15 protein-coding genes are annotated in these 14690 nt (G+C 39.7%); 5 read left to right on the forward strand and 10 right to left on the reverse strand.

What is annotated here, in order from left to right; all coding sequences use genetic code 11:
* The first annotated feature begins 13 nt into the window (after positions 1–13).
* On the forward strand, positions 14–2269 hold the full coding sequence (locus AC3IPL_RS06925; protein WP_489240102.1) for an ATP-binding cassette domain-containing protein: 2256 nt from the start codon (positions 14–16) through the stop codon (positions 2267–2269).
* Positions 2270–2390: 121 nt separating this feature from the next.
* Here AC3IPL_RS06925 and AC3IPL_RS06930 read toward each other — a convergent pair whose 3' ends face one another.
* The 7 genes from AC3IPL_RS06930 to AC3IPL_RS06960 form a co-directional block, all read right to left on the reverse strand.
* On the reverse strand, positions 2391–2681 hold the full coding sequence (locus tag AC3IPL_RS06930; protein ID WP_489240104.1) for a hypothetical protein: 291 nt from the start codon (positions 2679–2681) through the stop codon (positions 2391–2393).
* A 132-nt stretch (positions 2682–2813) separates the two neighbouring features.
* Entirely contained in the window at positions 2814–5207 is a 2394-nt protein-coding gene (gene pheT, locus AC3IPL_RS06935; RefSeq protein WP_489240106.1) for a phenylalanine--tRNA ligase subunit beta, read from the reverse strand.
* On the reverse strand, positions 5194–6264 hold the full coding sequence (pheS, locus tag AC3IPL_RS06940) for a phenylalanine--tRNA ligase subunit alpha (protein ID WP_489242308.1): 1071 nt from the start codon (positions 6262–6264) through the stop codon (positions 5194–5196). The genes pheT and pheS overlap by 14 nt, the downstream gene beginning before the upstream one ends.
* 552 nt (positions 6265–6816) lie before the next feature.
* Positions 6817–7236 carry a hypothetical protein gene (locus AC3IPL_RS06945; RefSeq protein ID WP_489240108.1) on the reverse strand — a complete coding sequence of 140 codons (420 nt, stop codon included), beginning with the start codon at positions 7234–7236 and terminating at the stop codon, positions 6817–6819.
* 1 nt (position 7237) lies between these two features.
* On the reverse strand, positions 7238–7438 hold the full coding sequence (locus AC3IPL_RS06950; protein ID WP_489240109.1) for a helix-turn-helix transcriptional regulator: 201 nt from the start codon (positions 7436–7438) through the stop codon (positions 7238–7240).
* Positions 7439–7666: 228 nt separating this feature from the next.
* Complete coding sequence (locus AC3IPL_RS06955) at positions 7667–8173, reverse strand: hypothetical protein (protein ID WP_489240111.1); 507 nt, start codon at positions 8171–8173, stop codon at positions 7667–7669.
* A gap of 267 nt (positions 8174–8440) precedes the next feature.
* Positions 8441–8587, reverse strand: a complete 147-nt coding sequence (locus AC3IPL_RS06960) for a hypothetical protein (RefSeq protein WP_489240113.1) — start codon at positions 8585–8587, stop codon at positions 8441–8443.
* A gap of 275 nt (positions 8588–8862) precedes the next feature.
* Between AC3IPL_RS06960 and AC3IPL_RS06965 the strand changes: the two genes are divergently transcribed.
* The gene (locus AC3IPL_RS06965; RefSeq protein WP_489240115.1) at positions 8863–9048 is read left to right on the forward strand and encodes a hypothetical protein; all 186 of its coding nucleotides are present in this window, start codon (positions 8863–8865) and stop codon (positions 9046–9048) included.
* 92 nt (positions 9049–9140) lie between these two features.
* On the opposite strand, the gene yidC is transcribed toward AC3IPL_RS06965, so the two are convergent.
* Together yidC and AC3IPL_RS06975 are read right to left on the reverse strand one after the other, a co-directional pair.
* Positions 9141–9872, reverse strand: coding sequence for a membrane protein insertase YidC (gene yidC / locus AC3IPL_RS06970; protein ID WP_489240116.1), 732 nt, complete (start codon positions 9870–9872; stop codon positions 9141–9143).
* Positions 9873–9902: 30 nt separating this feature from the next.
* Positions 9903–10175: a hypothetical protein gene (locus AC3IPL_RS06975; RefSeq protein WP_489240118.1), complete on the reverse strand. Its 273-nt coding sequence runs from the start codon at positions 10173–10175 to the stop codon at positions 9903–9905.
* A gap of 840 nt (positions 10176–11015) precedes the next feature.
* Between AC3IPL_RS06975 and AC3IPL_RS06980 the strand changes: the two genes are divergently transcribed.
* On the forward strand, positions 11016–11318 hold the full coding sequence (locus tag AC3IPL_RS06980; protein WP_489240120.1) for a PadR family transcriptional regulator: 303 nt from the start codon (positions 11016–11018) through the stop codon (positions 11316–11318).
* 2 nt (positions 11319–11320) lie between these two features.
* Positions 11321–11911 carry a DUF2812 domain-containing protein gene (locus AC3IPL_RS06985; RefSeq protein ID WP_489240122.1) on the forward strand — a complete coding sequence of 197 codons (591 nt, stop codon included), beginning with the start codon at positions 11321–11323 and terminating at the stop codon, positions 11909–11911.
* Positions 11912–12454: 543 nt separating this feature from the next.
* Here AC3IPL_RS06985 and AC3IPL_RS06990 read toward each other — a convergent pair.
* Complete coding sequence (locus tag AC3IPL_RS06990; RefSeq protein ID WP_489240124.1) at positions 12455–13300, reverse strand: alpha/beta fold hydrolase; 846 nt, start codon at positions 13298–13300, stop codon at positions 12455–12457.
* A gap of 109 nt (positions 13301–13409) precedes the next feature.
* On the opposite strand from AC3IPL_RS06990, the gene AC3IPL_RS06995 reads away from it, so the two are divergent.
* Positions 13410–14554, forward strand: a protein-coding gene (locus AC3IPL_RS06995) for an IS3 family transposase (protein ID WP_489240126.1) whose coding sequence is annotated in 2 segments (ribosomal slippage) — positions 13410–13656 and positions 13656–14554 — 1146 coding nt in all. Because the reading frame shifts where the segments join, the coding sequence is not laid out codon by codon here.
* The last annotated feature ends 136 nt before the right edge of the window (positions 14555–14690 follow it).

A 14690-nucleotide genomic window follows, 5' to 3' on the forward strand; every position in this document is an offset into this window, starting at 1 on the left:
GGAATTTCATTCTATGAACTCTATCATCATAAAAGGTGCGCGCCAGAACAACCTTAAAAATATCAATGTTGAAATCCCGAAGAACAAACTGACCGTCTTTACCGGGCGTTCCGGTTCAGGGAAGTCTTCACTTGTCTTCAGTACGATTGCAGCTGAATCAGAGCGACTGCTGAATGAGACCTATTCATCATATATCCAGTATCAGCTGACGCAGTACGCGAAACCGGAGGTCGATGTCATACAGAATCTGCCTGTATCCATGGTCATCAGTCAGAAGCGGCTCGGTGGTAATTCACGCTCCACTGTCGGCACGATATCAGATATCTATTCAGCGGTCCGGCTGCTATGGTCACGTGTCGGCCAGCCGTTCGTTGCCTATTCCAACGAGTTCTCATTCAACAATCCGGCAGGGATGTGCGAGACCTGCCAGGGACTTGGTTACGTTGAAGACATTGATATCAATGAACTGCTGGATTACGATAAATCACTGAATGAACATGCCATCAATTTCCCGACATTTGGTCCCGGACACTGGCGTGGTAAACGCTATACGTATTCCGGCTTCTTTGATAACGATAAGAAACTGAAGGACTACACGAAAGAAGAAATGGATATCCTGCTCTATACGGAGCCGAAGCGGCTGAAGGACGCACCTGAAAAATGGCCGAAGACAGCCAAATTTGAAGGGGTCATTCCCCGCTTCCGCCGCAATTTTCTCATCAATGACGGCTTCGAGAAAAAACGCTGGCTTGATGAGGTCAATCGTGTCGTCACTGAGAAAGCTTGCCCGACTTGTCACGGCAAAAGGCTGAGTCAGCGTATATTAAGTGTGAAAATCAATGATCTTGATATTGCTGACTTCACCAATATGACAATTCACGAAGCCGTGGTATTTCTGGATGCTATTCATGATGACAAAGCATCCTATATCATCAAACCGCTGCGGGAACAGCTCGAGTCACTCATTTCAATCGGTCTCGGCTATCTGACGCTTGGCCGTGAGACGCCGACATTATCAGGCGGTGAATCACAGCGGATTAAGCTGATCCGTCATTTAAACAGTCCGCTCACTGACCTCGTCTACATTATCGATGAACCGAGTGTCGGACTGCATCCTGAAGATATCCGAAACATCAATGACATCATCCGCTCTATCCGCGACAAAGGTAATACCGTTCTCGTGGTTGAACATGACCCTGATATCATCAAGACAGCTGATCATATCATTGATATCGGTCCGGGTGCCGGTAAAAACGGGGGAACTATTACCTTTGAAGGCAGCTATGCCGAATTGCTTGAGTCAGATACGGCGACAGGACATGCGCTCAGACAGTATCATCAACTGAAAAAACCGCGACCGGTCAAAGGATTTATCTCCCTTGAGCATATCACGAAGAACAATCTGCTGGATGTATCAGTTGATATTCCGGAGAATGTCATCACAGCCGTAACGGGCGTTGCGGGTTCCGGCAAGAGCACATTGATCAAGACAGGATTCAAGAAGAAAAAGGATGTTATTTTCATCGACCAGAAACCTGTCCATGCATCCAGTCGTTCGAATCTACTGACTTATACCGGTATTTTCGATGACGTCAGAGCATTCTTCAGCAAGGAGACAGGTCTGAAGAAAAGTCTCTTCAGCTATAATTCTGACGGTGCCTGCCCGAACTGTAACGGGAAAGGGATATTAAAGACCGAGCTTGCCTATATGGCAGACTTCACTCAAATCTGTGAAGTCTGTAACGGTACACGCTATAGACCTGAAGTTCTGGAGGCAACGGTTGACGGTTATTCAATTGCAGATGTGCTGAAGCTGACAGTCGATGAGGGCATCGACTACTTCAAGTCACACGATTTGATTGCCGGCACCCTGCAGTCCTTACAGTCAACCGGCCTTGACTATATGACGCTCGGCCAGTCACTTGATACTTTATCCGGCGGTGAGGTCCAGCGTGTCAAACTCAGCAAATATCTGACTGATAAAGTCACCGGCCAGACCTTTATCTTCGATGAACCGACGACCGGCCTGCACGAGGAGGATATCCATGTCCTTGTCACCCTGTTCAATGAACTCGTGGATGAAGGTAACACGGTGATTTTGATTGAACATAACTTGACGATGATGACTGAAGCGGACTGGATCATCGATATTGGTCCGGAAGCGGGACAGAATGGTGGCCAGCTGCTCTATAGCGGGCAACCGGAAGGACTACTTGAAGTGGAAGACAGTTATACAGCCCGTCATCTGAGAAATTATATTAATAGATGAAAGACGAAACGTCACGCAAATTTTGTTTGCGTGACGTTTGTCATTCCATTTATTCTTACTTATAATTAATCGCAGATTTTCATCATAGTAACTGAAATTCATATCAATCATCTTCAGCTTATCAATCGATATTCACGTGATAGTTCTTACCGAAACTATCACTGAATACCGCACTATAAGTGGAGCGTATCAATATTTCATTTGCACCTTTACCCAGTTTAACATGAACATCCGCATGCGTTGACTTAGTGGTGATGCCCTTATAGCTGTATGTTCCCGCTTTTAGCTGACTGACTATATTTTTATTTGTTAAGTCAGGTAATGAAGGCTGTATTTCCTGTGCATGAATCATACTGGATGGTGACACTAAAGACAGAGCAGCAGTAATTGAAGCAGCAAGTGGTTTCTTCATCAGGGTTCTCTTCTCAAGTGAGTGACTTACAGCTCAATTATAGTTCGATATTCCAGTTTTTGCATAGTTTATTCAGACACTTTTGAGAAAACTTTAAGATAAAAAGAAGAGACCTCTTCAGGTCTCTTCTTTTTATCCTCTTAACTTAGCACCAGCTGCTGTTAATTTCTCAAGTACTTTATCGACAATCGGCTGAATATCCGCATCCTTCAATGTCTCTTCAGGATTCAGGAATTCCATACGAATCGCTACAGATTTTTTGTCTTCAGCGATATGCTCACCTTCGTAGACATCAAAGACCATCGCACGCTGCAGATACTTGTTGCCGGCACTCATGATGATATCAATCAGTTCGCCTGTCTCACGCGTCCGTTCTACTTCAAGTGCGATATCACGTTCGATACCTGGGAACTTCGGAATCATGTGATACTTCACAGCACTTGTCTCTTCCAACAGACGCTGTAAATTCAGTTCGAAGACATACGTCTCTTTTAAGTCATGGGCTGCTTCCACAAGTGGATGAAGCTGTCCGATAACACCGACGACTTCGCCGTTCAATAAAACTTGTGCGCTTCGCCCTGGATGAAGCTGAGACATTTCTGCACGTTCATATGTGAAATCTACACTTAATTTATCACCAAGCGCTTCAACTAAGCCCTTCACGACATAGAAATCAGCAGCTTCCACTTTACCTTGCCACTCAGTTGCACTGAAGTGACCGGTAATGATTCCTGCAATGTTCTCAATTTCAACTGGCTGTTCTGAACCACGACCATGGAAGACATTGCCGATCTCGTATAACGCGACATCCTTCAGCTGGCGGGCATTGTTATATTGCACAGCATCAATTAAATGCGGAAGCAGACTTTGGCGCAGGACGGCATGATCTGCACTCATCGGCATCATCAGTTTGACTGTCTCCTGTGACTGGTCCGTGAACTGCTGTGCTTTTTCTTCTGATACGAGTGCGTACGTAATCGCCTGATTCAGACCCAGTCCCTCAAGCAGATGCTTCACAGCACGACGTTTCGCCTGATAAGCTGTCAGACCGACACGCTTACTGGCATTCATCACCGGTAAGGTTGACGGCAGTTCATCGTAACCATAAATACGTGCCACTTCTTCGATCAGATCTTCCTTGATCGTAATATCTCCGCGTCTAGTCGGCACATGTACATTAAATGAATCGCCATCCACCTGGCTGTTGAAGCCAAGACGTTCAAAGATCGTCTTGATCTCCGTATTCGATAGATCAAATCCGATCAGGCCGTTCACTTCATCCGTCGTAATCTGAATTGTTACTTCAAGGTCAGGCAGTTCACCAGCTGATACGATACCAGCGAGCACATTCCCCGCAGCATGTTCCTGCAATAAGAATGCAGCACGATTAAGCGCCATATTGACGCGTTCTGGTGCGATACCTTTTTCAAAACGGCTGGATGCTTCTGAACGAAGACCGGTCTGACGTGACGTCTTACGGACATTGACCGGATTGAAGAGTGCAGACTCAATGACGACGTTCTTCGTATTCTCTGTCACTTCAGAGAAATCGCCGCCCATGACACCGGCAAGCGCGATCGGTGTGCTGCCGTTTGTCACGACAATATCGTCAGCAGTAAGCGTGCGTTCCTTATCGTCAAGCGTCGTCATCTTCTCGCCTGCTTCGGCATAGCGGACAACAATTTCACTAGAACCGATTTTGTCGGCATCAAAGATATGAAGCGGCTGACCGAGTTCCATCATGACATAGTTGGAGACATCGACGACATTATTGATCGGACGAACACCCGCTTTAATCAGACGCATCTGCATCCAGGTCGGTGAAGGCTTGATGACCACATTCTGAACGACACGCACCGCATAATAAGGCGATGCCTCAGCATCATCTATTTTAATCGCAAACGCATCTGCTGCATTCCCGGACTCCTCTAATTCCGCTTCAGGGAACTCGATTTCTTCTTCATATAAGGCGCTGACTTCATAGGCAGAGCCCAGCATGCTCATCGCATCTGCACGGTTAGGAGTCAGACCGAACTCCATCACGCCATCCGCAAGGAACAATGCTTCAAGCGCATCCGTTCCCGGTGTCACTTCTTCCGGGAAGTTGAAGATTCCTGTCTCATACTGTTCAGGCACCAGATTCTTCGGAATACCGAGCTCGCCTAACGAACAGATCATCCCATTAGATTCAACACCGCGCAGCTTCGCACGCTTAATCTTGATCCCACCTGGCAGACGACCGCCCGGCTTACAGACGATGACATACTGGCCCGCTTCGACATTCGGTGCACCGCAGACAATCTGCAGCGTCTCTTCGCCGACATCCACAGTCGTAACATTCAGCTTGTCGGCATCTGGATGTTTTTCTTTCGTCAGCACATGCCCGACGACCAGATTTTTGATATCCTGACTGTAATCGGTGATCTCTTCTACTTCAATGCCGCTTCTCGTGATTTTCTCAGCCAGTTCCTCAACCGGTACATTCACGCGGACAAATTCATTCAGCCATTCTTTACTGACTAACATGTTCACTACCTCCATCTTCTACTGCTTTGAACTGTTCAAGGAATCTGAGGTCATCCGTATAGAAGTGACGGATATCTTCAATCCCGTATTTCAGCATCGCGATTCGGTCCGGCCCCATCCCAAAGGCAAAGCCCGAATACTTCTCTGAATCAAAGCCTGCCATCTCTAACACATTCGGATGGACCATACCGGCACCGAGAATCTCAATCCAGCCGGTACCTTTGCAGACATTACAGCCGGCACCGCCGCATTTGAAGCAGGAAATATCGACTTCAACAGACGGTTCTGTAAACGGGAAGAAACTTGGACGGAGACGAATCTCGCGTTCAGCACCGAACATCTTCTTCGCGAACAGCTCAAGTGTCCCTTTCAGATCACTCATCTTGATATTCTCATCAACAACCAGCCCCTCAATCTGTGTGAACTGATGACTATGCGTCGCGTCATCACTATCACGGCGATAAACTTTACCTGGGCAAATAATTTTAACAGGACCCTGACCTTTGCGGCTTTCAAGCGTCCGTGCCTGCACAGGAGACGTATGTGTACGCATCAGGAGCTCCTCAGTGATATAGAAACTATCCTGCATATCACGCGCCGGATGCGATTTTGGTAAGTTTAACGCTTCAAAGTTATAGTAATCCGTCTCCACTTCATAGCCCTCAACGACCTCGTAGCCGAGACCGATAAATAAATCCTCAAGCTCCTCCACAATCTTCGTTAAAGGATGCGCACTGCCGACATTGAACTGACGGCCCGGCAGAGAAATATCAATCGTCTCATTGGCCAGCTTGTCATTGATCGCCTTCTCCTTCAGTTCAGCATCCTTCGTCGTCATCGCCGCTTCAACCGCCTGGCGCGCCTCATTGACCAGCTGACCGAACATCGGCTTCTCTTCGTTTGGCAGAGACTTCATCTCTTTCATCAAGCCGGTGATGATCCCTTTCTTGCCGAGATACTCCACCTTCACCTGCTGCAGCCCCTGCGCATCGCTCGCGTCATTCACTTTTGCCAGTGCTTCCTGCTGCAATGCACTTAACTTTTCTTTAAGTTCCATCATAATCCTCCTTAAAAATAAATAAAAAAATAGCCTGACATCCAACAAGGGACGAAAGACTTCCGCGGTACCACCCAAATTTATGCCTAAGCATACACTTCATTCATGCATAACGGGCATATCCGGCTTAACTTCTTATTAAGCAACCAAAAAGATGAAAAGAAACACAGCTTAAGATGATCGTTGCACCACAGTCGACCACTCTCTGGACATAAACTATCAATCCCGTCTTTTTATCGGTTAGTTATTCATTTCCTATTCATTATAGGAGATAAAAGGAGGACAATCAAGTAAGGATGAATATAAAGATAGTAAAAATGGATTGTAAAATGATAGCTCCAAATGCGCACATAGTATCATTTGTATGTCGTCCTGACTTCCATTGACGAACATTCAATGGAAGGAGGTGAAGATATGTTGACTTTGCTCGATGACTTAATTATAAATCAATACATTAAAAGTAGAAATTGTAATATTTATTTTTAATAAAAGGCATCCTTCTTAAATATTGAAGAACACCTTAAAAAACTCAAAATTTTGTTTATTTGTCTTCTATTCTTCTTCCGTGTCTTTTTTCACTAGATAAACATATGACAGCACTAGTAATCCACAAATAAATAGTACTAGTCCCATCATTAAACCGTTCAATATATCATAACCCGGTGTTATGCTGATAAGTAATGCAATCATACCTGATACAGCTAATAAAATGAGTAGTCCAATCTTCAAGATTTGTTTGGCACTTCTTTTACTTCGATCGTATTCTACGCTGATATTAATGGATAGTAATATCAGTACGATCATCGCAGTCATAAATACAAACCACAAAGGATTTGCAATCATTTTTTCGTAACCTTTCATTATCAAGTCATATCCTAGTAGAAACAATATACCGACAGTCTGAACAACAAAAGCGAATCTTATATTCTGCAAATTTTTCAGAATTAAACGTTCATCTTTAATTTTTTGCATTTTATGCATCCCCTTCTTCAACCCAAAATATTTGATCTAGTGTTTTATTAAGGACATAGCAGATATCTAAACATAGTCTTAAAGAAGGATTATATTTACCTTTTTCAATTAAACTAATCGTTTGTCTAGTGACATTCACTTTGTCTGCTAGTTCAATTTGTGTAAGGCTAGCCTCTACTCTAAAAATTTTCACTTTATTCATTTTATTCCTCCTTAAGACACCTCTAATGTAACATATAAATTACATTATGTAAAATATATATTCCATTATACTCATTAAACATTATGACCAATATAATATTTAAACAATATAAAAACCCTAATCACAGATGATTAGAGTTAAAAATAAAAATATCTTTTGATATGACCTATCTATTATCTAACACATTTAAAAAATATAAAATCCGGGGGATATTAAATTTATATTCGCTCACGCTTCCCAATATACATCGACAATGCCTTGATATTTCTTTTTGAGATCTGAAATCAAATCCTTATCCTGACTGACAATATCCATCACATCCGTACTGACGTAAAGAAATGACCTCTCGTTATTAAATGTGATATATGCTTGTGGATAGCTGTTTTTTATCTTCATACAATAGTTGATAAGTTCATCTTTCTTGATTCTTTCAATTTGAGCTAATAAAAATCGAAATTCACGGTCTTCTGAATCAATATATGCCTCTTTCCAGTTAGTGATGGTAAAAAATTTTCCGATCCCCGTTTTCTCTTTAACAAAATACAGTCCATAAGAATAACCTATCAGAACGGTCATCGTGATTTGCGTATCTCCAAATATAGTGCGAACTAAATCCATTACTACATTTTTATCTAGCTTATCCCACGAAAACCTCATTCTCTTTTCAGGACGAACTTGAAAAAATGGAGTCATACCTTCTGGATTGATAGTGATTTCATTCATAATAGCTGACAATTCCCCACTCCTCTATTCCATTACCCCAATATAATAACTATGCTTCCGGTTAAATATATTATCTATTATTACCAATCAAAAGCATAATAGTTCTAAGCACTAAAATGAAAATTCTAAATCTCCTCTTTTTCTTTTCTTCATAATTATCATTAAATTATATCACTGAACATATTCATTTAGAGCAATTTATGTGCACAAAAAAACAGGACGATTTCTCTTCCTGCTCGACCCCTATGCTTCTGTCTGTTCTACGACGGCATCTATATATCAGAAAATCTCTTTGTTGAATGTAAAGAGCATGCGTGATGTGATAGTGCCACTTAACATGCTGCCGTTAACGTCCAGTGCAGTACGTCCTATATCGATGAGCGATTCGACTGTGAGCTGTACAATAGCAAGTGCAAATTGACACAAAACTATTATCGGACTTACATTACTTCATTGTGAATCTGCTAATAGAATGCTTCATGATAGCTGAAAACATTTATCTCTTCAATTTGACTGTTTTAAAAGATGAGTTAGCACCAGTAGTCAGCATTGAATAATTTTTTAAAACCGATTCGTCGATTATAAAGTATTTAAGAAATATAGGTTTAAGAAGAATAATTTTTCACTTTATCGTTAGCTAATTTATAACAATAATGCTAAAATTATCGTAACAAATTTACTTGTAAAGGAGAAAAAAATTTATGGGTTTCTACTATGCTATTTTACTTGTACTTGGTGTTTCATTGATGATTTTTGGTTGGAATTACAAAAAGAATATCAATGTTAAAGTCATCGCTCTTGTCTGCTCTGTACTCATGATTACTTCTTCGTTATTACTGTTTTTACCTGGTTCTGACATAATATTGGATATTTTAATTAATCAATAATTTACAGAAAATAGAACGAGAAACCTTATAAACATAACAATTAAAAAAGCCGATCTTTAAAGACCGGCTCTGACTTAGTTAATTATATAGTTTTATGACGCTTCTTCATAATCAAAGTAGCGGTTCGACAAATACTGCTGCAGCATCGCTACAAATGCACCGGCAGCCCAGTATAGAGGCATAGCTGCAGGAAGCGTTATACCTGGAATTAGTATCATTAATGGACTAATATACGGCAGCATCTTCATCTGCGCTGGTGTATCTTCCGACATATACTGCATCGAGAGCTTCACTTGAATGTAATATAACAAGGCTGCTGTCAGTGCCATGAATATATCAGGTGTTCCTAAGTTAAACCAGAGAAAGCTCTGGCTTGAGAGTTCGTTGTTATGCGAGATTGCGAAGTACAGGGCAGTTAATATCGGCATCTGAATTAAGACCGGCAAACAGCCGCTGTTGATCGGGCTTGTACCGTTTTTTCTGTGCAGTACTAGAAGTTCCTGCGTATAAACCTTTCGTTCTTCAGGTGTAGCCGCTTCTTTCATTCTTTTGTTGATTGCATCAATCTCAGGTTTGAATTTCTTCATCTGAAACTGTGCTCGTCGCTGCTTCTTGAATGAATAGAACATCAAAGGCATCATCAGTATTCTTACACATATTGTCACGAGAATAATCCCTATCCCATAACTGCCATCAAAAAAGTCAGCAAAGAATTTGATTGATACAACAAAAGGTTCAACTAAAGTCTGATGAAACGCCCGGGGTTCGCACCCACTTAATATAAATACACTTATCACTAATATAAAGCTGAATAATTTGTTCAATTTTTTTCCTCCAGTATATTAATTAATTGATTAATATACTGGAGATAGATCTTCCTCATCAGATAATTTCGCAAGACACCGAATGCGCCACCTTAATATCGGAAACCTCCAGGCAGCGATACATTGGTGAACAATGATTACAGCAGTCGGTAATTTGAAGCGGCAGATCAGATTAATCGTGACTTTAATATGAAAGAGAATGTAAAGCAGGGTTACGAGCAACGGAGAAAAAGAAATAAGATAATAAGCAATGTAGCTGAGCATCAGTCCTTCGCCTATTAAACTCATCAACCATTCCAACATAAAATCTCCTCCCTTCCACTTATTAAATTCATTTTAACATAACATTTACTGGTAATGATAAAGAATCAGATTAGTAAATTGATTGTCTTATGTTGCTTCTAAACTTTATGTTACAATATTTATGTAAATCTCTTAAAAAAGGAGGTTGACCTAAATTACACCTGATGTTTTAGTTGGAATCGTCACTATCGTAACAGTCGTCATACTCATTTACATGATCCTAAAAAAAGTTGATTTTATTTATATTTTCTATACGTCACTTATCTCTTCCTCAATACTTTTTTGCATCCGTCTCTTTATGATGGATTTTACTGCAGGGAGAGCCTTTCTTAAATCATTCAATCCAGTGATTGTACTGATTATCCTCATCGCAGCGGTCATACTGATGAAGGATTTAATAAGAAAGAGACAATAATATGGATAGTATACAATCAATCAGCTTTATTGATTGTAATATCGGCTGATAAAATCAAAAAATAAATAACAATCTAAAGTGGTCACATCGTTGTGACTGCTTTTTATTTTACCTAAAAAGTAATGCAAATGATTGTTTACAATACTGCTAAAATGTTATGTGATTCTACTTTAATTATACTCTCTACAACTATTCCACTTCCATCAGTATCTTAATATTTAAGTTCTATTTCATCATAGTGTTTACCTTCTTTAACTTACCTCATATTATAATCCTATCAATTATCCTTATAGGACAATTGATTATAAACAGTTATTAATATTATCAAAAACTATAATTTTTCATTATTCAGTTGAACTTAGTATTAAAATTTGTTATCCTTATATTAAGTTCAACTGACTAGTCAAACTGCATGAGGAGAAATTATGAAGCATAAACTTTTACCGTTATCTGAAACCATGCACTATATATTACTTGCGTTACGTACACCGAAACACGGCTATGCTATTATGCAGGAAGTTCAGGAGATGAGTGAGATGACCGTGATACTGGCCCCTGGTACTCTTTATGGAGCACTGGACAATTTATCAAAACATCACTGGATTAAACAAGTTGATATCATGGATAGACGTAAAATCTATCATATTACTCACGAAGGATTGGAAGTTTTAGAACATGAGAAAAAACGATTAAATCATATTTTATCTCTGTATGAAATGGAGGATTAATAATGAAGGTTACGAAATGGTTTCTTGATCCTATGAAGCAGGAAGAATGGCTGAACCATATTTTGTCTCAAGGTTATTTTCTGACTAAAAAATCTGCTTTTGATAAATATACCTTCGCGAAAACAAAAGAGGATTATGTGATTAGATTGGATTATCAAGATCATCTTTCAGTGAAGGATTACAAAGAATATTTGATTATTCACGAAGATATGGGATGGGTATTAGTCAGTGGCAGCAGATTGACAGGCATTCATATCTGGCAGCGACTCCGTTCAGGAAACGATGTACTAAACTCTGATAGTTTCTCTAAAGTTCAATACTGTAAAAGAATGATGAACTATACTGGTATGATGGCCATTCTTTTTCTATTCTACTATTATTTGTGCGCGCCTGATTTTAACGGTTTATTCTTAACACCCGGGTTGTGGGAGATGCCAGCAGATATGTTCTGGAAAGCGTTTCTGTTTGAATTGCCTTTCGCTTTACTGAGGATCTCATTTCCAATTTTATTGGTGTTCTTCTTTTTATTCTTTTCAAACAGCTATTACAAATTCTATAAATTGAAAAAGGAAGCTGAGTCTAATTTAAATTAAGAACAGTTGGAACCTCATCTTTGATAAAATAACAATTCAGAAGCTAGCACCTAAAACCATATGTTTAATTGTAAGACTGAATTCTTTCGCTCAACAGTAGTTCTCCTATTCATCATTCGTTGCACAGTTGGTTACTTTACTTACTGGCTAAATAGTAAGGATAAACAAAGTAAGTAGGTGACAAAGCCCACTAAAAAACCCATTTCTGTCCTACCAGAAATGGGTTTTGGTAAATCTATTCTTGAAATTTCCTTAAAAACATTCTAACCTTTTAAATTATTATTATCAACCTATGGACTTGTAGATAGACAAACCAAAGTAGGTGCTTACATTATCAATAATAAAGATGTGAAAACTTATATGGAATTCAAATAGTAGACATATAAATTTCATTGATTATATAAAAACCATATCTTGATATCTTAATAAAAGACTGAAGTTCTTTCAACGTTTTGTAAAATTAATATTCATTTTTTATTTGATATAGTAACTTTAACTTGTTAGCTCTACTACAACAATTAACTACCTTAAATGAATGATAAATTAAACTATATTTTTAAAATCCTTAACCATCTCATAGAATTTTTCTTGTTCTTCTAGATAAGGGACATGATTACTTTGTTCAAAAATATAAAAGATAGATTTTGGAATTAGATCATGAATTTCTTCCGAATAAATAAAAGGACATTGTGAATCATACTTCCCACAAAACACTATTGTAGGAGTTTTAATAGTTGAAACAATTTTTCTAATATCATAGGTCGAGAGTTCTTTGTAAGAATAATAATCTAGACGCTTTTGGACCACTTTACCACTACTTGGCTTAGAAAAATATTCATCAAATTTACTAGGATCATATAATGACATCTCTGTCCATTCCCTGCTCGCTTGTTTACGTTCTTCTGTTGCAGCTTCAGCCGAATTTAGAATTGAAAAAATTTCTTGAAGTCTCTCGTTAACAGGATTTTTATAGCTATAAATACTTTCTTTGTGTTCCATATAATCATTCGTTGCAGATGCACCACCAATCATCAAGCGTTTTAATGAACCGGGATAGTGAGCAGCATAGACTAATCCCAGCATTCCACCTGTGGAATGTCCTGCAAAACTCCAATCGTTATATCCTAATGCCCTTCTAATGGCTTCTAAATCTATGCTTGTCTCATTCATACTCAATTCTTCATCAGTCTTAATTTGAGGAGAGTTTCCGGCTTCCTTGAGGTTGATTAAATGAACTTTGAAGTAATCCACAAACATATCCGCAAAATAATATCCACGTTCGTTAAACTCACTATAAAGATGAGTGACACATAGTGGCTCACCACTCCCCGCCTCAAAAACTTCAAATACCCCTCTGTCTGTTCTAACTAATTTTTGCTCCCACATCATTGCACCCCCGCTATACCTACGCTAATTTTGAATTGAATCGTCTACACTTGATTGGACAACTCCTATGAGGGAGGTTATTGTTAAATCAAAGAAAGTAGACGATTTTTTTATGGCAAGAACTAGAAGAACATTTACTCCCGAATTTAAATTACAGATGGTCCGACTGTTTGAAAATGGTAAGTCAAAGTCTGAGATTGTACGCGAATATGACTTGACGCCTTCGGCATTGGACAAATGGGTGAAGAATCATCAGTCCACCGGTTCTTTCAATCATATTGACAATCTGTCAGATGAAGAAAGAGAACTGAGAAAACTACGTAAAGAAAACCAGCAGTTCACGATGGAGAATGATATTTTAAAGCAAGCAGCGCTGATCATGGGACGAAGATAGATGTCATTCGAAAGAATGCCAAAAAAAATTCAGTATCAGCAATGTGCAAAGTCCTGCAGATCTCTAGAAGCACTTATTATTATGAAATGAATAGACAGACTGGTGGAGGAAAGGTACATTCTGACAGTGAGCTCAGTAATGAAATTGTTCGAATCTTCAACTCCAACCGTAAGTGTTATGGCACTAGAAGAATCAAGAATGAGTTAAGCAAACAGGGCCTTACGGCCTCCAGAAGACGCATAGGCCGCATTATGAAAATGAAAAATCTAGTATCCTCTTATACGATTCTGAGCTACAAGGCATATCCCACTAAGGTGAATAATCGTAAGGTCACCAATGGACTGGACAGAGACTTCAATAGAAAAATACCTATGGAAGTGCTGGTCAGCGATTTGACGTATGTGAAAGTAACTGGAAAATGGCATTACATATGTCTGTTCATCGATCTCTTCAATCGTGAAATCGTAGGTCACAGCGCTGGTCCAAGAAAAGACAGTCAACTTGTCTCAAGCGCACTGAGTAGTATTCAGCATGATCTGAGAGATGTTCAGATGTTCCATACAGACAGAGGCAAAGAATTTGATAATCAGCTTATTGATGAAGTACTGGATACCTTTGGTATCAGAAGGTCGTTGAGCATGAAAGGGTGCCCTTACGATAGCGCTGTTGCCGAAACAACATTCAAAGCGATGAAAACAGAGTTCATAAGGCAGTATGATTTTAACTCCCTGCAGCAACTGAATATTGAATGGTTTGATTATATTAATTGGTACAACAATATTAGATCACATGGAGCATTGGATTATCAGGCACCAAAGGAGTACAAAGAATTCTTCTATAAAAACTGTTCAATAATCTGTTGACAGACCAATGTCTTTTTGATATCTGCTCGTCACCGCCTGAGTAACTTACGAGTGGTAGAAGAGTGGGATCATGCAAACTACCGCATATGCCTACGGTCAAAGTGACAAATCCCGTAGACATGCTGGATTAATTCGT

This window comes from Macrococcus sp. GL_134 (genome assembly GCF_057834705.1).

Excerpts from the sequence above, each read along its gene's own strand:
- AC3IPL_RS06985 (WP_489240122.1), top strand. The coding sequence starts at position 11,321 with ATGAAGGTTACGAAATGGTTTCTTGATCCTATGAAGCAGGAAGAATGG.
- AC3IPL_RS06990 (WP_489240124.1), bottom strand. The coding sequence starts at position 13,300 with ATGATGTGGGAGCAAAAATTAGTTAGAACAGACAGAGGGGTATTTGAA.
- AC3IPL_RS06930 (WP_489240104.1), bottom strand. The coding sequence starts at position 2,681 with ATGAAGAAACCACTTGCTGCTTCAATTACTGCTGCTCTGTCTTTAGTG.
- AC3IPL_RS06980 (WP_489240120.1), top strand. The coding sequence starts at position 11,016 with ATGAAGCATAAACTTTTACCGTTATCTGAAACCATGCACTATATATTA.
- AC3IPL_RS06925 (WP_489240102.1), top strand. The coding sequence starts at position 14 with ATGAACTCTATCATCATAAAAGGTGCGCGCCAGAACAACCTTAAAAAT.
- pheT (WP_489240106.1), bottom strand. The coding sequence starts at position 5,207 with ATGTTAGTCAGTAAAGAATGGCTGAATGAATTTGTCCGCGTGAATGTA.
- AC3IPL_RS06945 (WP_489240108.1), bottom strand. The coding sequence starts at position 7,236 with ATGCAAAAAATTAAAGATGAACGTTTAATTCTGAAAAATTTGCAGAAT.
- AC3IPL_RS06975 (WP_489240118.1), bottom strand. The coding sequence starts at position 10,175 with ATGTTGGAATGGTTGATGAGTTTAATAGGCGAAGGACTGATGCTCAGC.
- pheS (WP_489242308.1), bottom strand. The coding sequence starts at position 6,264 with ATGGAACTTAAAGAAAAGTTAAGTGCATTGCAGCAGGAAGCACTGGCA.
- AC3IPL_RS06950 (WP_489240109.1), bottom strand. The coding sequence starts at position 7,438 with ATGAATAAAGTGAAAATTTTTAGAGTAGAGGCTAGCCTTACACAAATT.
- AC3IPL_RS06965 (WP_489240115.1), top strand. The coding sequence starts at position 8,863 with ATGGGTTTCTACTATGCTATTTTACTTGTACTTGGTGTTTCATTGATG.